This is a genomic window from Acinetobacter seifertii (genome assembly GCF_016064815.1).
In the GTDB taxonomy this organism is placed as follows: Bacteria; Pseudomonadota; Gammaproteobacteria; order Pseudomonadales; family Moraxellaceae; genus Acinetobacter; species Acinetobacter seifertii.
Window position 1 is genome coordinate 1436730 of record NZ_CP065820.1, and the last position, 23372, is coordinate 1460101.

A 23372-nucleotide genomic window follows, 5' to 3' on the forward strand; every position below is an offset into this window, starting at 1 on the left:
AAGCGTAACAATAGTTAAATATTTGTTACAGCCCCCTCAAAAACAAAAAAAGTTAGGCTATGCGCTTAATTTAGAAAAGCACACATGCTTAACAGTATATTTTTTGAATTGAGAGCGAGGAGTATATGAGTCAAAGCTTTCGTGGCGCGTATCATACCATTGTCTAGGAAAAAGTGAGCAAATTAACTGCATTTTTTTTTATTTTTTTTTCACTTTTTTTACAATTTAGGGGTGGACAATTTCTAATCGATAATTTAGTAAGCTCTTTTTGCTTTTATTTAAGACAAATTGGAATCTAAAAGGTGTATTGGTTGGAATACGTTGAATTCCACGTAAATTTTCTACCAAGTACTGATTAGGTGTGAAAATGATTTGTTCTTGATCAGTTTGTGAACCAAAACTGAGTTTTAGGCTTGGTAGCTCAATACTTTTATTATTTTGATTGACCAAAACACCTGAAACTTGAGTATGTTCTGAATCAATTCTACGTAGTTTCACTTTCTCTATATTAAGAAGTTCGTATTGTTCAGCTGACTTACTGCAATGCAAAATTTCGCATACATAATTAAATGCATGACTAATAGCAGGACTCTGTTGCATGAGTTTTGGGTTAAACCAGAGAATCTGAAAAGTGAAAACCAAAAGCAGAATCAGATTTGCCGAACTCCAAAGCGTATAATATAACCAACTATGTTTTTTACCATGATCTTGTTCGGGGGAGGTTGCTTGCTCTGCTAAGTTTAGATTCGGTAGTGCATTGATTGGTTCATTATGAAAGTAATTTAAATTATTTAAATATGTCAGAAGATCAATATTAGAGTTTTCAACTTTTTGATCAAAGATATCTAACACATGAGAGTGAGTCATATATCGTGTTTGAATAGAACCATTGGCTAAAACAGATGAGTTTGTTGGTTCTGGCAGTTCAACACTAACCAAGTTGGTAAGAGCATTAAAATTTAAATTACATTTAGGGCAACAAACCATACCCTGAGCAACAGTTAACTGGGTAAGAGAAACTTTATAAACTGTTAAACACTTAGGGCAGCGGGTTTGTTTTTCATTCATGGGTTAAATAGTCTCAGTTTATTGTTTTGCGTTTTCCTGAAATGCGACACCAATTTTCTTCGCGCTTTTCAATATCTAATATATCAAAAAATTCAGAATAAACACCTGAAACATCAGTAACTTGCTCTTCAATTACACCAGCAAGTGCGAACTCACCATCAGATTTAACTAATTTTGCAAACTCTGGCGCAAGTGCCATTAAAGGTCCTGCTAAAATATTTGCAACTAAAACATCTGCTTGTTGAGGTTTGAATTCTTGATCAAACTCTTCAGGGAGGCCAACATATAAACCATCTAGAACGCCATTGAGCTCAGCATTTTGTTTTGTTGCTAAAACAGCTTGTGGGTCAATATCTGTCGCATAGACTTTTTTAGCACCTAATAATAAAGCTGCAACACCTAAAATGCCTGAACCACAACCATAATCAATTACGATTTTATCTTTAACATCAGTTTTGCCTAACCATTGTAAGCATAAGAATGTACTTGCATGGTTACCTGTGCCGAAAGCTAGACCTGGATCAAGTTTAATATTGGTCGCGTCTGCTTCTGGTGGCTCTAACCATTCAGGTACGATCCAGAATTTTTCCCCAATTTGAATAGGTTCATAATAATCCATCCATGCGCGTTCCCAAACTTGGTCTTCAAGTTCTTCATGACGCATTGGCACATCTGGAAGTTGAGCTTTTAAGAAAGCTTCTAATGTATCGACATCGATTGGGTCTTGTTCGTCTTGTTGATAGATACCTGTAACAATGACTTTATTCCATAAAGGTGTTTCACCTGGTAATGGTTCAAGTAGAGCCTGATCTTCGGCATCATCCAGAGTTACGCTTACCGCACCTAGAGACATTAATAGTGTTTCTGTGAATTCAACTTGTTCTTGATCAACGGTAATGTGTATTTGTAACCACTTCACGAAAAGGACCTAAAATTTTATTTAAAGGTCTATTGTAGCCGACTGGAGTATTTTAAAAAAGAAAACGGCCCATCTTTAATGGACCGCTTTTTGAAAATCATACTGTGTTATAGAAAAACTAAAATGTTCTTCTACATATTAAATTTAAATTACATTAAGGAGCAGGGGCTTTAAACTGTAATTTGCCGTTTTCATTTGGTTGGCAAGTACCGTTAAAAGTTGCGCCATTATGGCTATAAGATACCCATTCACCCTGACGTTTTTTAGCACAAGCTCTTAGCTGTTTTTGCATCTCTGATTTGCTTGAATCGGCAGCATGATGAGTTGCTTTGCTGGATTTAGCCGTATGAGTCGACTTTGCAGTATGATTGGTCGCAGCGTGGGTCAACGTTACGCCTGAAAAACAAAGGAGAGATGCAGTTAAGATTTTTAACATGGTGCTTTTCATTTTGTGTTCCTTCTAGTTACGTTAGTTTTAAAGTCATATAAGTGCTGTACAATTTTTATTCTAAAATGAAATATTTCAAAAAACATTCACTTTGTATTGAATTCATGCAACAAAATGTCAAAACATGTGGTGTAGCGTAAATCATGTGATGACAATTTTGTAATTATGTACATCAATAAGCAGATAATTTTGCTATAATGTTCCGTCTTTTTTTTCTGGTGTTTTTGTACTCATGCACTATCCTAAAGTTTATGATGTTATCGTTATCGGTGGCGGTCACGCAGGTACGGAAGCGGCACTTGCTGCGGCGCGTATGGGACGACAGACTTTGCTTTTGACCCATAACATTGAGACTTTGGGTCAGATGAGCTGTAACCCAGCAATTGGTGGTATTGGTAAATCACATTTAGTACGTGAAATTGATGCGCTTGGCGGTGCGATGGCTTTGGCTGCCGATAAAGGTGGTATTCAATTCCGTATTTTAAACTCACGTAAAGGTGCGGCAGTACGTGCAACGCGTGCTCAGGCTGACCGTGTTCGCTATAAAGCTGCAATTCGTGAAACTTTAGAAAACCAAGCAAATCTTGATATTTTCCAACAAGCGGCTGATGACCTGATTGTTGAAGGCGATACCGTTAAGGGTGTTGTTACCCAAATGGGTATTCGTTTTGACACAAAAACTGTTGTGTTAACTACAGGTACATTCTTGGGCGGTGTTATTCACGTTGGTTTAGAAAAATCAAGCGGTGGTCGTGCAGGAGATCCTCCTTCTATTGCACTTGCTCAACGTTTACGTGAATTAAAACTACCAGTAGGTCGTTTAAAAACTGGGACACCACCACGTATTGATGCGCGCTCAGTTGATTTCTCTGTTATGACACCACAACCGGGTGACTTTCCGTCTCCAGTGATGTCATTCATGGGTGATGCTTCGATGCATCCTGAACAAGTGAACTGCTATATTACGCATACTAACGAAAAAACACATGACATTATTCGTGGTGGTTTAGATCGTTCACCAATGTATACCGGTGTCATTGAAGGTGTAGGTCCGCGTTACTGTCCTTCAATTGAAGATAAGATTCATCGTTTTTCTGATAAAGACTCGCATCAGGTATTTTTAGAACCAGAAGGCCTAGATACACATGAGCTTTATCCAAATGGTATTTCGACTTCATTACCATTTGATGTTCAGTTTGAACTTGTTCGCTCAATTCGTGGTATGGAAAATGCCCATATTTTGCGTCCAGGTTATGCAATCGAATATGATTATTTCAATCCGCAAGCTTTGAAATTCACCCTTGAAACCAAAGCAATTAACGGCTTGTATTTTGCAGGGCAAATTAACGGTACTACCGGTTATGAAGAAGCGGGTGCCCAAGGTTTACTTGCTGGTTTAAATGCTGCACGCCGTGCTTGGGAACAAGAAGAGTGGACACCGAAACGTGACCAAGCTTATATGGGCGTATTGGTTGATGACTTGATTACTTTAGGTACGAAAGAGCCATACCGTATGTTCACTTCACGTGCGGAATATCGTTTGATGTTACGTGAAGATAATGCCGATCAACGTTTAACAACAATTGGTCGTGAACTTGGTTTGGTTGATGATGTTCGTTGGGCTGCTTATTGTGAAAAAATGGAAGCAGTTGAGCGCGAAACATCGCGTTTACAACATTTGTGGGCGGCGCCTAACAATCCAATGGGTAAGAAATTTGTCGAAATGACTGGTGCTGACTTGAGTAAGGAATGTAGTGCGATTGATTTACTCAAACGTCCTAATATTAGTTTTGCTCAAATTGCAGAGCTTACAGGTTCGGAAGTTTCTGAACAAGTTGGTGATCAAATTGAAATTGCTGTTAAATACGAAGGTTATATTAACCGTCAGCATGAAGATGTCGCTCAATTAAAGCGTCTTGAAGAAACCAAAATTCCAGCCGATTTCGATTATGATGTTGTTTCTGGTCTATCGCGTGAAATTACTCAGAAATTGAAAACTGTTCTTCCAGAAACGTTAGCTCAAGCGAGTCGTATTCCTGGTGTTACACCAGCTGCTGTTCAGCTTGTAATGATCACGATTCGTAAAAATAACATGATGAGAAAAACAGCTTAATTATTTTTGTATGTAAAAAAGCTCAGTTTATACTGAGCTTTTTATTTTCTGATCAAAAAATATATGAAAACTTCCTAAGGAAGAAAATAGATTTCACTTCCTTTTTTTCTTATTTCACAGGTTTCAAAACGAAGGTTATATTGAATTCACGTTCAAACAAGAGGGCTTTAAATATGACAATGAAATCGATTCGTTACAATAGAGATGAAATGGCATGCCAATGCTCATGTTCAACATAGCGCAAAACAAGAGGCAGATCAGTTTTGGTGGGGGAGAACATATTGATCTGAACATAACTAAAAATATAAATGCCAATATAAAATTAAGAAAATGATAATTCAAAATCTAAAGAGAACCTTGAGGTTCTCTTTTTTATATTTATTTATTCTCAGAATCAATTTCTCGTACAGCATTGTTTACTTGAATGGGTTCTATACGTAGTAGTTTTTTTCCAAAACTTCGTAACCACCACACGAGTTGAGATGTAAATGGAACAGTCGCAGTAACCTCGACAATATTTTCCTCAATTGGAGTAATTGTTTGATCTTTACTTAACTGGCTTTCATAAAAAGTTTTAGCGGTTTGCTCAGTCATTGTTAATGTGAGTTGAATAGATTCTGTAGGTTGGTTGTAATCTACTCTAAAACCTAAAGCACCTGAGTCAATATAGTGATCAATATCAAAGTTGACGGGGTGAAGCGCACGACTTTCTAAAACTTTTGCTGATCTGAAACGGTGCAAAGCAAATGTTTGTACTTCAGTTTTGTCATGTCGGGTGCAAATTAAATAAATGACAGCACCTTTTTGGACCAAAGCAAGTGGATTTAAAATATAAGTTTTGTCTTCTCCTTGGTTTACACGAGCTTGATATACACATTCAATTTGTTTGTCTTGTAGCAAGCCTTCGTATATTGCTTGTTGAGCAGCACGATCGACTACAGGTGGAATAAGCGGCTGACTTGCTGGCACAATTCGTACACGATTAATCCATTGCCTTACATTATTCTGTGTAGAAAGACTCCGTTTTGCCAAGTCAAACCAAGGCCCCATTTCATCTAGTAGGCTAGGCGGAAGTAGATGTTTGAGATGTTCTTCAACCATCATAAAGGTCACCGCTTGAGAGCTTGTCATATGCGGTAAGCTTTGAATTGGAGCATCTGATTGCCAACGCCAGCCTTGAGGTACGGCTTTATTGCTTTCAATCGGAAAACGCTGAGCAATTTGATTTAAATCACGCTGAATTGTCCTTAAACTGATTTCAATACCTTCACGCTCGAGCATTTCTTGTAATTCTCGAGTTCCGATCCATTTACCGCTAGGGAGGCGAGATAAAATCTGCCATTGGCGATATAAACTATTTGAAGTTTCTTTTTCTATTACAGACATAAGCGTAATAAATTTATATCCAATTGCTTTGGTGTCACCACAATAAAAAAACTTTAGACATTTAGCAAGTTTGTCAGATTCAGTCTGTGGCTGCCGTTACAATCAATGCTAAAATTTAGAAGAAAGTTATAACAATGAAAGCTAATAAGTATTATAGATATATAAGTGGCACTGAAATTGCTTATTTAAAAATGAAATATAGATAAATGATAAGACGAGGTTGCTATGTCAGAACAAGAGAAAGACCTACAAGCCGATATTGAATATTTTTTACAAGAGCAGGCGACCAATGCAGTATTACTTAACCAGAGTCCATCGTTTATAGAAAATCTTTCTGTACAGACGAATTTATTTGAACAACTAAAATCTCAGTTTTTCAATGAGATGTTAGATGATGTAACGTTTAATGGAGCAGCTTCAAAAAAAATTGAGCAATGGTTGAGTATTCGTACCTTAGATGAACTTAAGCAATTAAATGCTCAGGCCAAACAACATTTTCTCTATCAAGGGATTACTTTTAATGTATACGGTGATAAAGAGGGCGCGGAACGGACGATTCCTTTTGATTTAATTCCAAGAGTTATTGAAAAAAAACAATGGGAAAAAATTGCAGCAGGCTGTGCGCAGCGAGTTAAAGCTTTAAATTACTTTTTAGATGATATTTATCATGGACAACATATTTTGAAGGAGAAATTAATTCCAGAGAACCAGATTGTTTGTCATGAGGCTTTTCAGCCACATATGCTCAAGCATTCATTAAAAGGTAAAATTTATTCTCAAATTAGTGGAATAGATATTATTCGTGATGGTGATGGAGAGTTCTTTGTACTAGAAGATAACCTAAGAACACCTTCAGGGGTGTCATATATGATTGAAAGTAGAAATATTAGTCAACAACTTATGCCTGAGCTTTGTGCTGCCAATAATTTACAAGGAATTGAACATTATCCAAGTTTATTAAAAGAAATACTTCAAGAAAATTCAGAAGTTGATCAACCCTTTATTGTGGTCTTAACTCCAGGGCGTTTTAACAGTGCTTATTATGAGCATGCTTTTCTAGCGCGTGAAATGGATGTGCCACTGGTTACTAACCGAGATTTATTTGTAGAAAATGATCAAGTTTTTGTTAAAACCATTCGCGGGTGCCAAAAAGTTGATGTGATTTATCGACGTTTAGATGACGATTTCTTAGATCCACTTGCATTTCGACCTGATAGCGCTCTTGGGGTAGCGGGGCTTATGTCTGCTTATTTACAGAAAAATGTAGTGATTGCCAACGCACCAGGTACAGGGGTTGCTGACGATAAATCAATTTATCCATATGTTGATCAGATGATTCAATATTATTTGGGAGAAACACCAATTTTAAAGAATGTACCTACTTATCAATGTCGAGAAAAAGAACATTTAGATTATGTACTCACTCATATTGACCAATTAGTAATTAAAGAAGCTCAAGGTTCTGGTGGTTATGGCATGTTAATTGGACCTAAAGCGAGCTCATGTGAAATTGATGAATTTAGAAAAAAACTGATTGCTACACCGCATGAATATATTGCGCAACCAACATTAGCTTTATCTGTTGCACCGACTTTAACAACATCAGGGGTGGCTGAACGTCACATTGACCTACGACCGTTTGTATTGAGTTCTCCTTATCGCACTGAAATTGTACCCGGAGGCTTAACACGAGTAGCCATGCAGGCAGGATCTTTAGTCGTAAATTCCTCACAAGGAGGAGGTATTAAAGATACATGGGTTGTTGAGACATTACATTCCTAATCGTTGGTTAAAGAGGAAATTTATGGTTTTACTCAATTCGAGTGCACACCACATTTATTGGTTGGGCCGTTATTTAATGCGGATTAAATTTGCTGTATCACACTTGCCATTTACAAATGATGAAAAAGCAAGTCAATTTGCATCAGCATTTGGGTTGGTTATTGAGCAAGCGGAATTACTGAATTGCTATATGTTAGATACTCAACAAACATATTCATTACTGAACCAGTTCGCTATTGCCAAAGATAATATCCATGAATTAAGAGGAATATTATCTTCTAGTGCGTATGCGGAATTGAATCATGCGATTAAGTCTATTCAAGCTAACCCTGATTCATTAAATCAAGCTTTGGATAAATGTAATCAAATACTTAGTGCTGAACATGAGGATATTGCCCTCTTTCTGCAATTGGGCCAAAAGATAGAACAATTCGATATACAACTACGTTTTCAACAAGACCTTACAGTGCTTTTACAAGATTTGGAAAAATTACTCAAACGACTTAATGACTTAGGGTGGGATAAATTAAATGAAGTGTGGACATTGTTGAAAGATCATCCAAATTGGGAGGGTTACTATAATTTCACACAGCAGTTGGAATATATGTTCGAGGCATAATTATGAAACTGATGATCAATCATCAAACACATTATCACTATACGGAAACTGCTAAAAACAGTATTCAGTATATTAAAATGATGCCTCAAACATCATTACATCAGCATGTCTTGAATTGGGCAATCAGTGTACCTGGAGATAAAACTCTCAAAAGGGATATCTTTAATAATATTTGGTTAACGGCTACTCAGCGCTATGAGTATCAGCATTTAACTTTTATGGCGCAAGGGATTGTCGAGCTTCTTAATACAGAAATAGGTGGAGTAGATGTATCTATACCTATGAGCCTATTTCTTCAAAATACGGAAGCCACAAAATATGATTCCGAAATGTTGGATTTTGCTCGGAGAATTGTAACGGTAAAAGATCGAAAACATATTGCTTTACTCAGTGAAAAAATTTTGCAAAAGATGCCTTATCAACCAGATAGTACCTCTGTTCATACGATTGCTACAGAGGGTTTTCATGCAGGACAGGGGGTATGCCAAGATCATGCACATGTTTTAATTGCTATGTGCCGTGCGTTACAATTACCAGCACGTTATGTCTCTGGTTATTTATTTGATCAAAATTCCCCCCACCTTGCCAGTCACGCTTGGGCGGAGGTATTTTTAGATAATCAGTGGTATTGTTTTGATGTAAGCAATCAATTGTTTACACCAATGCATCATATTTATCTTGCGGTTGGTCGAGACTATCTTGATGTTGCGCCCATTAGAGGTGTGAGAGAAAAAGGTGGAGTCGAAAATATGATGTCTGTGGTTCAAGTGTTGGCCTGTTGAATGTGAAGAGAGCGAAATGACCTATTGTTGTGCACTGAGATTAGAGCAGGGTTTGGTATTTATTAGTGATACTCGAACTAATGCAGGGGTCGATCATATTTCTGTGTTTCGTAAACTTCATACTTTTGGTGTGACGGGTGAGCGATTTATTGCTTTGCAAACAGCAGGTAATTTAGCAACAACACAAGCGGTTATCGGGCATTTGCAAAATGCCCTTACTTTGCAACAAGAGCCTAATCTATATAGCATTAACACAATGTTTGAAGTGGCTGATCTAGTTGGTAAAACTTTAAAAAATGTTTTAGAGGATATTAGCTCGGATACTCAAGAACAAATGAATTACGCTTGTAGTATTTTAGTGGGTGGGCAAATTAAAGGCGGCGATATGCAGCTTTATAATGTTTATCCACAAGGTAATTTTATTTGTGCAACGACAGATACGCCTTACTTTCAAATTGGTGAAAGTAAATACGGTAAGCCTATTTTAGATCGTGCTTTATATTATGCTATGCCGTTGGATGATGCGCTGCGCTGTAGTTTAATCTCGTTTGACTCGACGTTGCGTTCTAATGTTTCTGTAGGTTTACCTTTAGATGCGCTAGTCTATACTAAAGATAGTTTTGTAATCCCTATGGGGAAGCGAATTAGTGAAGATGATCCTTATTTTTCACAAATAAGTCATCAGTGGTCGGATACTTTACGCCGTGGACTGCAAGAAATGCCAAAACCTACCGATGATTATTGGCGTTAAAAATGACTTTAAATAAAAATCCAAGCAGAGCTTGGATTTTTTATTGATTAAATTATTAAGTGCTTTGGCGGACTGGTCGAGTACTTAAGCGACAAAGTAATTCATAACCAATTGTGCCATTTGCATCAGCAACATCATCAACTAAACGATGTTTACCCCAAAGTTCAACTTGAGTACCGAGTTTTACTTGGGTATTTGTGACATCAATTGCAATCATATCCATACTAACTCGCCCTACAACTGGACAAAGTTTGCCATCAACAGCGACAAAATTTTTCTTTATATAAGCTCGTGGATAACCATCACCATAACCAATAGAAACTATAGCGATATCCATAGCCTTTTGAGCGCAAAAAGTAGAACCATAACCAACATGTTCACCAGCTTGAATATGATTTAACGCGATAACTTCTGCTGTGAAAGACATGACTGGTTTTAAATCAAGCTCATGTACTGTTTTATCTGCAAAAGGTGAAGCACCGTAGAGCATGATACCAGGCCGTACGTAGTCGAAATTTAGTTCTGGCCATTTAAAAATAGCAGCTGAATTACAGCAAGATGCTAAAACTGGATCACAAGCTTGTTTTACGTACAAAAATTGTTGTTTTTGCTGCTCGTTAAGTGGGTGGTCTACATCTGCATTGGCAAAATGCATCGCAAGTACACAAGTAAATCCTTCAGATTTTAAAGTTTTAATAACTTCAATAATTTCAGGATTTTTAAAACCTAAGCGGTTCATACCGCTATTCAGCTTAACCCATACTTTTAGACCTTGGGCGATATAGGATTGTTTATATTTAATTAACCACTCAAATTGTTGTTGATGGTGAATTATACATTCAAATTTTTCTTTAATAGCGATAGGCATTTCATCTTCATAAAACACTCCTTCAATTAAAGTTACAGGTTGCTTAAATCCGAGTTGTCGAATTTCCAAGCCTTCTTGTAGACAAGCGACACCAAAGGCATCCGAGGCATTTAAGGCTGCTAAACAGTCTTTGACTCCATGTCCGTAAGCATTGGCTTTGACCATACTTACGATTTTTGAATTTGCTGCGAGTTGTTTGACACGGTTTAAATTATATTGAAGCGCTTTGTGATCAATATAAACTGTTGCTTGACGCACCCTCATTTACTCCTTTGGGCTAGAGATAGAGTTTATTCTTCATCATCATATTGGCTGTAATACTCAGGAGAGAGATTACTAAAACGAGTATATTGACCTTCAAAGGCAAGACGAACAGTACCAATTGGACCATTACGCTGTTTACCAATGATAATTTCTGCGGTGCCTGCTTCTTTAGATTCTTTGTTATAGACTTCATCACGATAAATAAACATGATTAAGTCGGCATCCTGCTCAATCGCACCCGATTCACGTAAGTCAGACATTACTGGGCGCTTGTTTGGTCGGTTTTCCAGACTTCGGTTAAGCTGAGAAAGTGCGATAACAGGACATTGCATCTCTTTCGCTAACGCTTTTAAGCTACGTGAAATTTCCGAGATCTCGCCTACACGGTTATCACCCATACCTGGAACTTTCATAAGCTGTAAATAGTCGACCATGATGCAGCCGATTTTGCCATCATGCATTTTGGCAACGCGGCGAGCACGAGCACGGAGTTCAGTTGGGGGTAGAGCTGATGAGTCATCAATATACAAATGCATTTGCTGAAGTTGCAGGATGGTACCTGTAACTTTAGTCCATTCATCGGCATCTAAGTTACCAGAACGCAAATGTCCTTGGTGAACTTTGCCCATTGCCGAAATTAGACGCATTGCAATTGAGTCTGCTGGCATCTCCATAGAAAATACCAGAGCGGGGAGTTGGTTATATTGTAAAACACTTTCAACCAAGTTCATTGCAAAGGTAGTTTTACCCATAGATGGACGTGCAGCGACAATAATTAAATCTCCAGGTTGCATACCAGAAGTTTTATTATCAAGTTCTAAGAAGCCTGTGGTTAAGCCTGTAATATTGCCATCGAGTTTTGAAAGCTCATCAAGTTTGCTAATCACGTCAGCAGTTACAGAGCTAATCGCTTTAGGGCCAGAATCTTTCTTATTGTTATTATGCTGTTCTGCTAAAGAGAAAATACTGGTTTCAGCCAAATCTAAAATTTCACTCACACCTCGACCTTTTGTGTCATAAGCATTCTGTAAAATTTCAGTACTGACTTTAATCATGCTACGTAGGGTGGAAAATTCTTTAATTTTAGTCGCATAAGTTTCAAGATTATAGAAACTTGATGGTGAGTCAGCCATAAGCTGCATCAAATATTCTTCACCACCGATTGCACTAAGTAAATTTTGTTTTAAAAGCCAGTCATTCACTAAGACCGCATCGTACGGTGAATTTTCCTGTGCCAATTTTTCAATCGCGCGATAAATATATTTATGGCGAGTGGCATAAAAATCATTTTCTTTGAGTAGATCGCTGACTTGCTCAAAAGATTCAGCAACAGTCATCAGCGCAGCAAGCACAGCTTGCTCGATGGCTAAATTGTGTGGGGGAGTGCGAAACTCTTTAAGTTGGCCTGATTCACTCGTCTTATTTTCTGTTGGAGATGAAAGCGTTAAAGAAGTGGCATTCGCCTGAGACATAATTAGACCTGATGATAAAATGTGTACACAAAAAAGGGTTTTAAGCCGAGAACTATCTTAAAACAAAAATAAATAAACTACCTAATTAAAAAACCAATTAAACTGAAGAACTGATCAGGAATTAATATATCTAATTTTATTGCATAAATTTAAGAGATAAAAAAAGAGCATGCGTGAGCATGCTCTTTTTTTGATGAGAAATTACTCAGATACGATAGTAACGAGAACTTCTGCAACAACATCATGATGCAATTGGATTGCGATGTTGAATTCACCAGTGTGACGAAGCGCACCATTAGGTAAACGAACTTCTGCGCGGTCAACTGTAAGACCAGCGTTCGTTAATGCGTCAGCGATGTCACGAGTACCGATAGAACCGAAGAGTTTACCTTCGTCACCAGCTTTAGCAGTGATAACGATGTTAACTTCATTCAATTGTTCAGCACGTGCTTGAGCAGCAGCTAAAATTTCAGCTTCTTGCTTCTCAAGTTCAGCACGACGAGCTTCAAAAGCAGCAGTGTTAGCTTCAGTAGCTGCAACTGCTTTACCTTGAGGGATAAGGAAGTTACGGCCGTAACCAGCTTTAACTGATACTTTATCGCCTAATTTACCAAGGTTCTTAATGCGTTGTAATAAGATAACGTCCACAGATCACCTCACTTATGGTTGTCAGTGTACGGAATCAAAGACAAATAGCGAGCTTGTTTGATAGCAAGTGCTAATTGACGTTGATAACGAGCTTTAGTACCAGTGATACGGCTAGGAACAATCTTGCCGTTTTCAGTGATGTACTGTTTTAAAGTGTCGATATCTTTGTAGTCGATGTACGCAACATTCTCAGCTGTAAAGCGGCAGAACTTGCGACGACGGTAAAAACGTGCCATTGATGTTCTCCTTATTCAGCTTCTTGAGCAACTTGCTGTGCTTCTTCACGTTGAGCTTTACGCGCACGCTTTTCTTCAGCACTCTTAGCAAGCAATGACTCTTCAGTGATTGCGTGTTCACGACGGATGATAAGGTTACGAATGATTGCGTCGTTATAACGGAATAATTCTTCTAACTCATCAAGCGTAGCTTGACCACATTCAACATTCATAAGAATGTAGTGCGCTTTGTGAATTTTGTTAATTGGGTAAGCCAATTGGCGACGACCCCAATCTTCTAAACGGTGAATTTGACCTTCAGCTTCTTTGATCTGAGAGATATAGCGTTCAACCATACCTACAACTTGATCGCTTTGGTCTGGGTGTACCAAAAGTACGATTTCGTAATGACGCATTGTCAGCTCCTTACGGTTTAAACAGCCCCTAAAAAATTAGAAGCAAGGAGTCATAGCTAAAATATAATATAAATAGCTACGTCGCATAAAATGCGAAGGCTGAATTATAGGTAAAAATTAGACTAAAAACAAATCTTTTGATAAGAAATATGAAAACTTGTTTTAGAGGAGGAAATCCTCCCTTAATTAAAAGAGAGGAAGATTTGGAGCGGGGGATTGATAGGTAAAGCTAAAACTTAAACTTAACAAAGTAATTAAGATTACTGAGTAAAGAAAAAAGCGCTTAGCCCAAAGTTGGTCGTTTTCGGCTTTAAATCCAATAATTGATAAGTAGAACCAGTATGCAGTCAAAGCATTAAAGGTAATTAAAAAGAATATATTGGTATAGCCAAAACAATATAACCCATTCAAAACAGCTGCAAATAACAGGATATATATTACACATTCAATTTTCGTGCGATAAATTGAACGCGCTACAGGCAAAATTGGAATTCCTGCATTTTTGTAATCATCAAAACGATAAATTGCAATTGCCCAAGAGTGAGGCATTTGCCATAAACCATATGCTAAAAACAAAAGCAGGGCTGCCACATCAAATTGATGAGTTACTGCTGTATAACCAATAACAGGAGGACTCGCTCCGGAGATACTACCAATAACGGTTTGATGGATTGAGGTACGTTTGGTCCACAAGCTATAAAAACCGACATAGACAACAAAACCAATGACTGCAAACAAAAATGCGTAACCGTTTACACCAAACCACAAAATGCCAAAACCAATTAATCCAAGTACAAATGCATATACAAGCGCAACAGTAGGAGAGATGGTTTTTTTAACAAGTGCGCGGTTTTGAGTGCGCTGCATCTTTGTATCAATATCTTGATCTATAACATTATTAACAACACAGCCAGAAGCAACAACTAACGTTGTTCCAATAAGGGTGAGTAATAATAATAAGATGTCTATAGAGCCTTGGGCGGCTAAGAAGAAGCCGCCCAAGGTGGTAATGAAATTACCGAAGAGAATTCCTGGTTTAGTCAGGAATAGATACTTTCTCAACATGACAATCAGTTTAGATCATCATATTGTAGTGAAGGTAATTCATAATCCACACAGAACCAATTAAAAGTACAGCGATACATAGAATTGTGTAGATAAATGCAATCATATTCCAACGTTGTTCAGATGATGTATTCATGTGTAAGAAGTACACAAGTTGTACAAGAACCTGAGCAACAGCAGTAATAGCAATTACTGTAACTAAAAGACCGCGGCTAAAACCACCTGCCATCACCATCCCGAATGGGATGATGGTAAGAATAACAGATAGAATAAAACCTACAGTGTATTGCTTAAAGTTACCGTGTGACGCACCAGCAGCATTATGCTCATGACTACTCATTAGAGAACTCCCAGTAAGTAAACGACGCTGAATACACAGATCCAAACGATGTCAAGGAAGTGCCAGAACAAGCTTAAACAAGCAAGACGACGTGTATTCGGTAAAGTCAAACCTTTAGTTTTGATCTGATACATCAATACTAACATCCACACTAAACCAGAAGTTACGTGGATACCGTGCGTACCAACCAAGGTAAAGAAAGACGACAAGAATGCACTATGAGTTGGACCGTGACCTTCTTCAACAAGGTGATGGAATTCATAGAGCTCCATACCGATGAAGGTTGCACCAAAAAGGAATGTAATAAATAACCAAGTGATCACTTGATTTACATTCTTTTTATAAGATGCAAGTACAGCAAAACCAAATGTTACCGATGAAATCAATAAGGCAAATGTTTCAGTTAACACATAGCCTAATGAGTTATGGAACAGGTCATATGCACTTGGAGTCCCTGCTGGAACATGACTGCTTAATACAGCGAACGCAATGAAGAGTGATCCGAAAAGAATCAAGTCACTCATCAAGTATGTCCAGAAACCAAAGACCGTTAAATCTGTATCATCATGTTCATGATGACCATCGTGGCCATGGTTGTCGTGATGAAGTACTTCAGCCATTTCCTTAGTCCTTCTTCAAGTGTTTTTCAAGTAAAGCATAGCGTTCGTTTTCAATACGCTCAACTTCAGCAGCTGGAACATAGTAATCAACATTCTTAGTGAATGAGCTTACGATCAAGCTAATAACAGCTGAAGCGAATGAAACAACAACGAGCCACCAAATATGCCAGATGAGTGCAAAGCCAAGAAGTGTAATGAACATTGCAATGACAAAACCAGCAGCACGATCAGTCGGCATGTGGATGTCTTCATATTTAGTATTACGTGCGTATGCTACACCATTTTCTTTGTCAGTCCAGAAACGGTCAACACCGCTTGCATCTGGTTCATGCGCAAAGTTATAGAATGGAGCAGGGGAAGAAGTTGCCCACTCAAGCGTACGAGCATCCCATGGATCGCCTGTAAGGTCCATGTTGTCTTTGCGTTGTAAGAAACCAACGATGATTTGCATTAAGAAACATGCAATACCAATAGCAACAAGAACAGCACCAAATAATGCAATCGCAAGGTATGGGTCCCATTCAGGGTTGTCATATGTATTCAAGCGACGAGTCATACCCATGAAACCAAGGATATAAAGTGGCATGAATGCAAAATAGAAACCAAAGAACCAGAACCAGAACGCAGCTTTACCCCATGCTTCATTGAGCTTCCAACCAAACATTTTCGGCCAGTAGTAAATGATGCCGGCAAACATACCAAACACCACACCACCGATAATTACGTTATGGAAGTGAGCGATCAAGAATAATGAGTTGTGTACTAAGAAGTCCGCAGGTGGAACAGCCATAAGTACACCAGTTAAACCACCGATACCAAATGTTACAAGGAAGCCAAGCGTCCATAACATTGGAGTAGTAAAGGTGATGCGACCTTTATACATGGTGAATAACCAAGAGAAGATTTTCACACCAGTAGGAATCGCAATAACCATGGTCATGATACCGAAGAACGCGTTAACGTTCGCACCAGCACCCATGGTGAAGAAGTGGTGAAGCCATACAACGAACGCAAGAACTGTAATCGCGATAGTTGCATACACCATAGACTTGTAACCGAACAACGCTTTACGAGAAAAGGTTGCAACGATTTCTGAGTATAGACCAAATGCTGGTAATACCAAGATATATACTTCAGGGTGACCCCATGTCCAGATCAAGTTCACATAAAGCATTGGGCTACCGCCAAGCTCATTTGTGAAGAAATGGAAGCCGAAGTAACGGTCTAGAGTAAGCATTGCAAGTGTGCCTGTTAATACAGGGAATGATGCAATGATTAATACAGCCGTACAAAGTGAAGTCCACGTGAAAATAGGCATGTCCATCAATTTCATGCCAGGTGCACGCATTTTAATGATGGTAACGAAGAAGTTAACACCAGATAAAAGCGTACCTAGACCAGAAACCTGAAGTGCCCAGATATAGTAGTCAACACCTACACCAGGAGAATATTGAATGCCAGATAGAGGAGGGTAAGCCATCCAACCAGTTGCAGCAAATTCACCTAATACAAGTGAAAGCATCATTAAACCAGCAGCACCAGCGAATAACCAGAAGCTTAAAGAGTTTAATAATGGGAAAGCAACGTCACGAGCACCAATCTGTAAAGGTACAGAGATGTTCATCATACCTACAACGAGACCCATTGCTACGAAGAAGATCATGATTACACCGTGTGCGGTGAAGATCTGGTCGTAGTGGTCAGGATGTAAGTAACCTTCGCCGCCGCCTTTAGCGAGGAAAAGTTGTAAACGCATCATGATCGCATCGGCGAAACCACGCAAAAGCATGACAACAGATACGATGATATACATGATACCAATTTTTTTATGGTCTACTGTAATAAACCACTCATTCCACAAATATCCCCATTTTTTGAAATAGGTGATACCGCCAAGCACTGCAATTGCACCAATTGCCATAAGGACCATGGTGACAAGTACGATTGGCTCTGTCGGGATAGAGTCCCAACCCAGTTTACCAAAAATCATATCCATGTCTTATTCCCCTTGAGCAGCGTGTTCAGCTGCAGCATGAGTGTCAGCTGTTGCATGTTCAGCAGAGTGGTCAACACCATGATAGTTACTCATATAATGGTTGATAACTGTTTCAAACAGTTTTGGTTCAACTGAAGAGTAATAAGTCACAGGGTGCGGCTTAGTCGGGAACGGTTTCATCGCTTCTGCTTTAGCAAGTGCTTCTTGATCACCAGCAGCTTTAGCACGATTTACTAAATGCTCGATTTGGTGCTTAGAACGGTCGCCATCACGTAAGGTTGCCAATTCAGCTTGGTCAAGCGTAGCTTTTTGAACTGCTTCTGGATTAATAGTTGAACCCTTACCAGCTTTAACAGCTGCTACCCATTCATTGAATTGTTGCTCTGTAACGCTATGCGCTTTGAAACGCATTTGAGAGAAACCATAGCCTGAGTAGTTAGAAGAGAAACCACGATATACACCAGTTTCATTTGCTAACAAATGAAGGTGAGTTTGCATACCTGCCATTGCGTAAATCTGACCACCTAACTGTGGAATGAAGAATGAGTTCATTGTGAAGTTAGAAGTGATTTTGAAGCTTAACGGAGTTTTTTCTGGGAAACGTACTTCGTTAACAGTCGCAATGTTTTGTTCAGGATAAATAAAGATCCACTTGAACTGTTCAGCAATAACCTGAATAGTTAAAGGTGCTTTATCTGATTCTAAAGGACGGTATGGGTCATACTTGTGGGAACCCCACCAAGTTAACCAAGCTAAAATACCAATAATAATGACAGGGATACCCCATACTACAACTTCAATTGCAGTTGAGTGTGCCCATGTAGGTTTATAGTCTGCATCTTTATTTGACGCACGATATTTCCAACCAAACCATAATGCCATGATGATTGAAGGAATCACCACAAGTAACATTAAATAGATCGCAGTCATCATAAGGTCACTTTGACCTTGACCAACTGGACCTTTAGAGTTTAGAAGTACCATATCACCACCACACCCAGTCAAAAGTGCGGCAAGCGTTGATAAAGACAATACAGCTAAAATCGTTTGTCTCATTTTACAACCTCGGTGAAGAGTCCCATTCCCTAATTAAATATGGGATAGCGATTAAAGTGTCGCATGATTGAGAATGCTAGTCTTAAAAATTTAGACTTCTCAATGATGCGACACCGCTACGTTGTAGGGCATTATGCCTCATATCGACAAACTAAGCTACACATAAAGCAGCTTGAAATAATTGTTTTAAAACCCGATTTTTTTTGTAGGGTATCGAATCTTGATAGAGCTTTTATTTAAATATCAATTCTCTATAGAAAAAAGGAGGTGGGGTGCCTCCTTTTTTTTAGACTTTAAATGAATGAGTCATTCACACTCATTTGATCACTTTTGTTCTTGCAATTTTGTCATGTAGAGCTTGTCTTTTTTGGCCTAATGCAAAAGCATAGTCAATAATTGTGCTAATAGGCATAAACAGTAAGTTCAATATAATGAAAACGATACTTCTGAGTAAGAAGACACGCGTTAAATTAACTTTACCATTAGTTTCAGCATCTACAATCTTAATTCCGACAATTTTCTTCCCTATACTTTGACCAAATTTGGTTAAAAGAAAAGCTTGGATAGCGAGCATGATAACGACATAAACTAACATTGTATGCCATGCTTCAATCGGAATAAGCGTAAAAAGCTGTTGTTGAAGTTCCGCTGCTTTAGTTGAGGCAACTTCTGCAGATTGCATCTGTTTTTGTAACTCAAAAAGTTGTTTATATTGAGTTTCGTTAAAGAAGAAGGAAGGAATGGCTGCAATAGGTAACCAAAGTAATAGATCAATAATTTTTGCAAGAGCACGAGATGAAATTGAAGCAAGTTCATGTGCTTTAGTTTCTACACGGATGTGCTGAATTGTCTCATTATGAGTCGTATTTGTATTTGCTGAAAAAGCAGAATAACCCGTAGGTTGATATACAAGTTTACCTTGGGTTAATTCTCCTAAAGCTTTCCACTCTGTCATGCCTTCATGCCAAGCTAAATCAGTGAGTAAAACCTGTTGGCTTGCCAACATCTGATTTAGTTGTTCTAAGGTATAAGGCCCAGCTTGTTGATTATTACGTGCCAAGTAAATTTGCATAAGTAAAAATTCTCTATTCTAAAGATGAAAAAAGACCCACGGATGGGTCTTTTTCTATAACAAATTAGATTTGCTTGATTTTTTCTTCAGCAAGGAAGAACCATGTATCTAAAACTGAGTCAGGGTTAAGAGACACTGACTCAATACCTTGTTCCATTAACCATTTTGCAAGGTCAGGGTGATCAGATGGTCCTTGACCACAGATACCCACATATTTGCCCGCTTTACGACAAGCATGAATTGCCATAGAAAGAAGTGCTTTAACAGCAGCATCACGTTCGTCAAATAAGTGAGAAACAATGCCTGAGTCACGGTCTAGACCAAGTGTTAATTGAGTCAAATCGTTAGAGCCGATAGAGAAGCCATCAAAGTGTTCAAGGAATTGTTCAGCTAACAATGCGTTAGTTGGTAATTCACACATCATGATTACTTTTAAGCCGTTCTCACCACGTTTCAAGCCATTTTGAGCAAGTAGCTCAATTACACGTTTTGCTTCAGATACTGTACGCACGAAAGGAATCATGATTTGGATATTGGTTAGACCCATTTCATCACGAACTTTTTTAAGTGCACGGCATTCGAGTTCAAAACAGTCACGGAAGTTATCTGAAACATAACGGCTTGCACCACGGAAGCCAAGCATTGGGTTTTCTTCTTCCGGTTCATATAACTTACCACCAATAAGGTTTGCGTACTCATTTGACTTAAAGTCAGACATACGAACGATTACTGGTTTGTCAGCAAACGCTGCAGCAAGTGTTGCAATACCTTCAACTAGTTTTTCAACATAGAATTCTACAGGTGATGCATAGCCAGCTGTACGTGTCATTACAGCAGCACGAGTTTCACGAGGTAAGCTTTCAATATTAAGAAGCGCTTTAGGGTGAACACCGATCATGCGGTTAATAATGAATTCTAAACGAGCAAGACCAATACCTTCGTTTGGAATTTGAGCAAAGTCAAAAGCACGGTCAGGGTTACCTACGTTCATCATGATTTTGAATGAAAGTTTAGGCATAGACTCAACAGAGTTACGTTGAACTTCAAAATCTAATGCACCTTCGTAGATGAAACCAGTGTCACCCTCAGCGCAAGAAACAGTAACTTCTTGGCCGTCAGTCAATACCTCAGTTGCGTTACCACAACCTACAATTGCCGGAACACCAAGTTCACGAGCAATAATTGCCGCGTGACACGTACGACCACCACGGTTAGTGATAATCGCGGCAGCACGTTTCATTACTGGTTCCCAATCTGGATCAGTCATGTCAGATACAAGTACGTCACCGTCTTGTACTTTGTCCATTTCTTTAATTGAGCTAACAATACGAACTTTACCAGAACCGATACGTTGACCAATTGAACGACCTTCACAAAGAACAGTACCTCTTTGTTTGAGTAGGTAGCGCTCCATTGTGCCGACATTTTGACGGCTCTTAACGGTTTCAGGACGAGCTTGGACAATATAGATTTGACCATCGTCACCATCTTTTGCCCACTCAATATCCATTGGTGCACCGTAGTGCTGCTCAATAATAAGCGCTTGTTTTGCTAATTCTTGTAATTCATGATCATTTAATGCGAATTGTTGACGCTCTTGTTTTTCAACATCAACAACAACAACTGATTTGCCAGCTGAACCTTCTTCACCATAAATCATTTTTTGGTGCTTAGAGCCTAAGTTACGGCGTAATACCGCATGTTTGCCAGCATTTAATAACGGTTTAGATAGGTAGAATTCGTCAGGGTTAACTGCACCTTGTACAACCATTTCACCTAAGCCATAAGATGCAGTAATAAATACAACATCACGGAAACCAGACTCAGTATCAAGTGTAAACATTACACCCGCTGCGCCAGTTTCAGAACGAACCATACGCTGAACGCCCGCAGATAATGCGACAACATCATGATCGAAGCCTTGGTGTACACGGTAAGAAATAGCACGGTCATTATATAAAGAAGCGAATACTTCTTTGATGGCGATAAGTACGTTATCAATACCACGAATATTCAAGAAAGTTTCTTGTTGACCTGCGAAAGATGCATCTGGTAAATCTTCAGCAGTTGCAGATGAACGAACGGCAACCGCGATATCAGGGTTGCCGTTAGAGAGTTCTGTAAAAGCGGCGCGAATTTCTTGTTCTAAGGTTGCAGTGAGTGGAGTCTCTACAATCCATTGACGAATTTTAGCGCCTGTTTCTGCAAGTGCATTTACATCATCGACGTTAAGTTGTGCAAGTTCTGCTTGAATTCGAGCGTTAAGACCGCTTTGGTCTAAGAACTCACGATAGGCCTCAGCAGTTGTTGCAAAACCACCAGGTACCGATACACCAGCATTTGATAAATGGCTGATCATTTCACCCAAAGATGAGTTTTTCCCACCTACGAGTTCGACATCGTGTTTCCCTAATTTTTCTAGACCGATTACGCGCGCTTCCAAAGTTTTCACTCCACTTTTGCAGTATTAATGTCTATCTTGGCATGAAATTAAAAAAATAAAGTGCTTAGTTGAGAATTTTACTAAGCGACAGTCATGTAAGATCAGTTTACTATAAAGATTATATAGCACTAAGACAAATGTTTAAGGAGAATTTTAATGTCAGAAAGTAAACAGTATAAGCGGAGTGTTTTTTTTATTTCTGATGGAACTGCAATTACTGCCGAGACTCTTGGACATTCGTTATTAGCACAATTCCCTAATGTAGATTTTGACATTCACATCATGCCTTATATCACAACTGAAGAGGCAGCAATGGCTATTGTGGTTGAGATTAATAAATGTCAAACCCGTGATGGATGCTTACCATTAGTATTTGATACTTTAGTTGATCCGCATGTCCGTGAAATTATTAATACTGCAAAAGCGGTTAATTTAGATGTATTTGAAGGACTAATCAGTAAACTTGAGCAGGAGCTTGGAACGCCGCCAACAACATTAGTTGGGCAAACACATGCAGTTACTGATTCTGAGTATTATAAAGCACGTATTGATGCAGTGCATTTCGCACTTGATAACGACGATGGGGCGCGTACCCGTCATTACGATAAAGCAGATTTGATTTTAATTGGTGTGTCTCGCTCAGGTAAGACCCCAACTTCTATTTATCTTTCACTACAGTTTGGTATTCGTGTAGCTAACTATCCTTTGACAGAAGAAGATTTGGACGATAACCGTCTACCAGCAGTATTAAGAGAGCATCGTAGCAAACTGTTTGGTTTAATGATTGATGCAGAACGGTTGGTTGCTATTCGAAGCGAGCGCAAAGCAAATAGCCGATATGCAAGTTTTAGTCAGTGTCAAATGGAATTAAGAGCGATTGAAGGTATTTATATTTCAGAAGGTATTAAATATTTAAATGTCACTGAAATGTCAATTGAAGAAATCTCTACTCGTATTTTACAAATGACTGGTTTAAAACGACGTATCGGTTAATTAAATCAACTGTTTATTTTGGCCATTCAATTTAAA

22 protein-coding genes are annotated in these 23372 nt (G+C 38.6%); 6 read left to right on the forward strand and 16 right to left on the reverse strand.

Annotation, left to right across the window (positions count from 1 at the left end; genetic code table 11):
- Positions 1 to 225: 225 nt before the first annotated feature.
- The 3 genes from I8T81_RS06815 to I8T81_RS06825 form a co-directional block, all read right to left on the reverse strand.
- Complete coding sequence (locus I8T81_RS06815; RefSeq protein WP_068933234.1) at positions 226 to 1068, reverse strand: zinc-ribbon and DUF3426 domain-containing protein; 843 nt, start codon at positions 1066 to 1068, stop codon at positions 226 to 228.
- A gap of 13 nt (positions 1069 to 1081) precedes the next feature.
- A complete protein-coding gene (gene prmA / locus I8T81_RS06820; protein ID WP_151761549.1) occupies positions 1082 to 1987 on the reverse strand; it encodes a 50S ribosomal protein L11 methyltransferase in 906 nt (301 codons plus the stop codon).
- A gap of 154 nt (positions 1988 to 2141) precedes the next feature.
- Positions 2142 to 2435 (reverse strand): hypothetical protein, encoded by a 294-nt coding sequence (locus I8T81_RS06825; RefSeq protein WP_004700812.1) that lies wholly within the window; start codon positions 2433 to 2435, stop codon positions 2142 to 2144.
- 232 nt (positions 2436 to 2667) lie between these two features.
- Here I8T81_RS06825 and mnmG point away from each other — a divergent pair, with 232 nt between their 5' ends.
- Complete coding sequence (gene mnmG / locus I8T81_RS06830) at positions 2668 to 4548, forward strand: tRNA uridine-5-carboxymethylaminomethyl(34) synthesis enzyme MnmG (RefSeq protein WP_019458350.1); 1881 nt, start codon at positions 2668 to 2670, stop codon at positions 4546 to 4548.
- A 378-nt stretch (positions 4549 to 4926) separates the two neighbouring features.
- On the opposite strand, the gene I8T81_RS06835 is transcribed toward mnmG, so the two are convergent.
- Entirely contained in the window at positions 4927 to 5934 is a 1008-nt protein-coding gene (locus tag I8T81_RS06835; protein ID WP_198072429.1) for a helix-turn-helix transcriptional regulator, read from the reverse strand.
- A gap of 225 nt (positions 5935 to 6159) precedes the next feature.
- Here I8T81_RS06835 and I8T81_RS06840 point away from each other — a divergent pair, with 225 nt between their 5' ends.
- The 4 genes from I8T81_RS06840 to I8T81_RS06855 are packed head-to-tail and all read left to right on the forward strand — an operon-like array spanning position 6160 to position 9868.
- Positions 6160 to 7716 carry a circularly permuted type 2 ATP-grasp protein gene (locus I8T81_RS06840; protein WP_198072430.1) on the forward strand — a complete coding sequence of 519 codons (1557 nt, stop codon included), beginning with the start codon at positions 6160 to 6162 and terminating at the stop codon, positions 7714 to 7716.
- A 22-nt stretch (positions 7717 to 7738) separates the two neighbouring features.
- The gene (locus tag I8T81_RS06845) at positions 7739 to 8335 is read left to right on the forward strand and encodes an alpha-E domain-containing protein (RefSeq protein ID WP_049066018.1); all 597 of its coding nucleotides are present in this window, start codon (positions 7739 to 7741) and stop codon (positions 8333 to 8335) included.
- 2 nt (positions 8336 to 8337) lie between these two features.
- The gene (locus tag I8T81_RS06850; RefSeq protein ID WP_134261819.1) at positions 8338 to 9117 is read left to right on the forward strand and encodes a transglutaminase family protein; all 780 of its coding nucleotides are present in this window, start codon (positions 8338 to 8340) and stop codon (positions 9115 to 9117) included.
- 16 nt (positions 9118 to 9133) lie between these two features.
- Positions 9134 to 9868: a proteasome-type protease gene (locus I8T81_RS06855; RefSeq protein WP_004700824.1), complete on the forward strand. Its 735-nt coding sequence runs from the start codon at positions 9134 to 9136 to the stop codon at positions 9866 to 9868.
- A gap of 55 nt (positions 9869 to 9923) precedes the next feature.
- On the opposite strand, the gene alr is transcribed toward I8T81_RS06855, so the two are convergent.
- The 12 genes from alr to ppsA form a co-directional block, all read right to left on the reverse strand.
- Positions 9924 to 10994, reverse strand: coding sequence for an alanine racemase (gene alr, locus I8T81_RS06860; RefSeq protein WP_198072431.1), 1071 nt, complete (start codon positions 10992 to 10994; stop codon positions 9924 to 9926).
- A 32-nt stretch (positions 10995 to 11026) separates the two neighbouring features.
- Positions 11027 to 12472 (reverse strand): replicative DNA helicase, encoded by a 1446-nt coding sequence (gene dnaB, locus I8T81_RS06865; RefSeq protein WP_004700827.1) that lies wholly within the window; start codon positions 12470 to 12472, stop codon positions 11027 to 11029.
- Between the two features lie 201 nt (positions 12473 to 12673).
- Entirely contained in the window at positions 12674 to 13120 is a 447-nt protein-coding gene (rplI, locus tag I8T81_RS06870) for a 50S ribosomal protein L9 (RefSeq protein ID WP_004700828.1), read from the reverse strand.
- A gap of 8 nt (positions 13121 to 13128) precedes the next feature.
- Positions 13129 to 13356: a 30S ribosomal protein S18 gene (gene rpsR / locus I8T81_RS06875; RefSeq protein WP_000090661.1), complete on the reverse strand. Its 228-nt coding sequence runs from the start codon at positions 13354 to 13356 to the stop codon at positions 13129 to 13131.
- 11 nt (positions 13357 to 13367) lie between these two features.
- A complete protein-coding gene (gene rpsF, locus I8T81_RS06880; RefSeq protein WP_004700831.1) occupies positions 13368 to 13751 on the reverse strand; it encodes a 30S ribosomal protein S6 in 384 nt (127 codons plus the stop codon).
- A 186-nt stretch (positions 13752 to 13937) separates the two neighbouring features.
- A complete protein-coding gene (gene cyoE, locus I8T81_RS06885) occupies positions 13938 to 14816 on the reverse strand; it encodes a heme o synthase (protein ID WP_191001416.1) in 879 nt (292 codons plus the stop codon).
- Positions 14817 to 14826: 10 nt separating this feature from the next.
- Positions 14827 to 15156, reverse strand: coding sequence for a cytochrome o ubiquinol oxidase subunit IV (locus tag I8T81_RS06890; protein WP_000094534.1), 330 nt, complete (start codon positions 15154 to 15156; stop codon positions 14827 to 14829).
- The gene (gene cyoC / locus I8T81_RS06895; protein ID WP_002049203.1) at positions 15156 to 15776 is read right to left on the reverse strand and encodes a cytochrome o ubiquinol oxidase subunit III; all 621 of its coding nucleotides are present in this window, start codon (positions 15774 to 15776) and stop codon (positions 15156 to 15158) included. Before cyoC ends, I8T81_RS06890 begins: the two co-directional genes overlap by 1 nt.
- 4 nt (positions 15777 to 15780) lie before the next feature.
- A complete protein-coding gene (gene cyoB / locus I8T81_RS06900; RefSeq protein ID WP_039251505.1) occupies positions 15781 to 17772 on the reverse strand; it encodes a cytochrome o ubiquinol oxidase subunit I in 1992 nt (663 codons plus the stop codon).
- Between the two features lie 3 nt (positions 17773 to 17775).
- Positions 17776 to 18828: a ubiquinol oxidase subunit II gene (gene cyoA / locus I8T81_RS06905; RefSeq protein ID WP_004700839.1), complete on the reverse strand. Its 1053-nt coding sequence runs from the start codon at positions 18826 to 18828 to the stop codon at positions 17776 to 17778.
- A gap of 316 nt (positions 18829 to 19144) precedes the next feature.
- Positions 19145 to 19900, reverse strand: coding sequence for an RDD family protein (locus I8T81_RS06910; RefSeq protein WP_100291010.1), 756 nt, complete (start codon positions 19898 to 19900; stop codon positions 19145 to 19147).
- Positions 19901 to 19964: 64 nt separating this feature from the next.
- Entirely contained in the window at positions 19965 to 22352 is a 2388-nt protein-coding gene (gene ppsA, locus I8T81_RS06915; protein ID WP_171057798.1) for a phosphoenolpyruvate synthase, read from the reverse strand.
- A 147-nt stretch (positions 22353 to 22499) separates the two neighbouring features.
- Here ppsA and ppsR point away from each other — a divergent pair, with 147 nt between their 5' ends.
- Positions 22500 to 23336: a posphoenolpyruvate synthetase regulatory kinase/phosphorylase PpsR gene (ppsR, locus tag I8T81_RS06920; protein WP_004700844.1), complete on the forward strand. Its 837-nt coding sequence runs from the start codon at positions 22500 to 22502 to the stop codon at positions 23334 to 23336.
- Positions 23337 to 23372 lie beyond the last annotated feature (36 nt).

Excerpts from the sequence above, each read along its gene's own strand:
- I8T81_RS06845 (WP_049066018.1), top strand. The coding sequence starts at position 7,739 with ATGGTTTTACTCAATTCGAGTGCACACCACATTTATTGGTTGGGCCGT.
- cyoC (WP_002049203.1), bottom strand. The coding sequence starts at position 15,776 with ATGGCTGAAGTACTTCATCACGACAACCATGGCCACGATGGTCATCAT.
- rpsF (WP_004700831.1), bottom strand. The coding sequence starts at position 13,751 with ATGCGTCATTACGAAATCGTACTTTTGGTACACCCAGACCAAAGCGAT.
- rpsR (WP_000090661.1), bottom strand. The coding sequence starts at position 13,356 with ATGGCACGTTTTTACCGTCGTCGCAAGTTCTGCCGCTTTACAGCTGAG.
- I8T81_RS06850 (WP_134261819.1), top strand. The coding sequence starts at position 8,338 with ATGAAACTGATGATCAATCATCAAACACATTATCACTATACGGAAACT.
- ppsR (WP_004700844.1), top strand. The coding sequence starts at position 22,500 with ATGTCAGAAAGTAAACAGTATAAGCGGAGTGTTTTTTTTATTTCTGAT.
- I8T81_RS06835 (WP_198072429.1), bottom strand. The coding sequence starts at position 5,934 with ATGTCTGTAATAGAAAAAGAAACTTCAAATAGTTTATATCGCCAATGG.
- I8T81_RS06825 (WP_004700812.1), bottom strand. The coding sequence starts at position 2,435 with ATGAAAAGCACCATGTTAAAAATCTTAACTGCATCTCTCCTTTGTTTT.
- I8T81_RS06815 (WP_068933234.1), bottom strand. The coding sequence starts at position 1,068 with ATGAATGAAAAACAAACCCGCTGCCCTAAGTGTTTAACAGTTTATAAA.
- I8T81_RS06855 (WP_004700824.1), top strand. The coding sequence starts at position 9,134 with ATGACCTATTGTTGTGCACTGAGATTAGAGCAGGGTTTGGTATTTATT.
- mnmG (WP_019458350.1), top strand. The coding sequence starts at position 2,668 with ATGCACTATCCTAAAGTTTATGATGTTATCGTTATCGGTGGCGGTCAC.
- I8T81_RS06890 (WP_000094534.1), bottom strand. The coding sequence starts at position 15,156 with ATGAGTAGTCATGAGCATAATGCTGCTGGTGCGTCACACGGTAACTTT.
- cyoA (WP_004700839.1), bottom strand. The coding sequence starts at position 18,828 with ATGAGACAAACGATTTTAGCTGTATTGTCTTTATCAACGCTTGCCGCA.
- I8T81_RS06840 (WP_198072430.1), top strand. The coding sequence starts at position 6,160 with ATGTCAGAACAAGAGAAAGACCTACAAGCCGATATTGAATATTTTTTA.
- cyoE (WP_191001416.1), bottom strand. The coding sequence starts at position 14,816 with ATGTTGAGAAAGTATCTATTCCTGACTAAACCAGGAATTCTCTTCGGT.
- dnaB (WP_004700827.1), bottom strand. The coding sequence starts at position 12,472 with ATGTCTCAGGCGAATGCCACTTCTTTAACGCTTTCATCTCCAACAGAA.
- I8T81_RS06910 (WP_100291010.1), bottom strand. The coding sequence starts at position 19,900 with ATGCAAATTTACTTGGCACGTAATAATCAACAAGCTGGGCCTTATACC.
- cyoB (WP_039251505.1), bottom strand. The coding sequence starts at position 17,772 with ATGGATATGATTTTTGGTAAACTGGGTTGGGACTCTATCCCGACAGAG.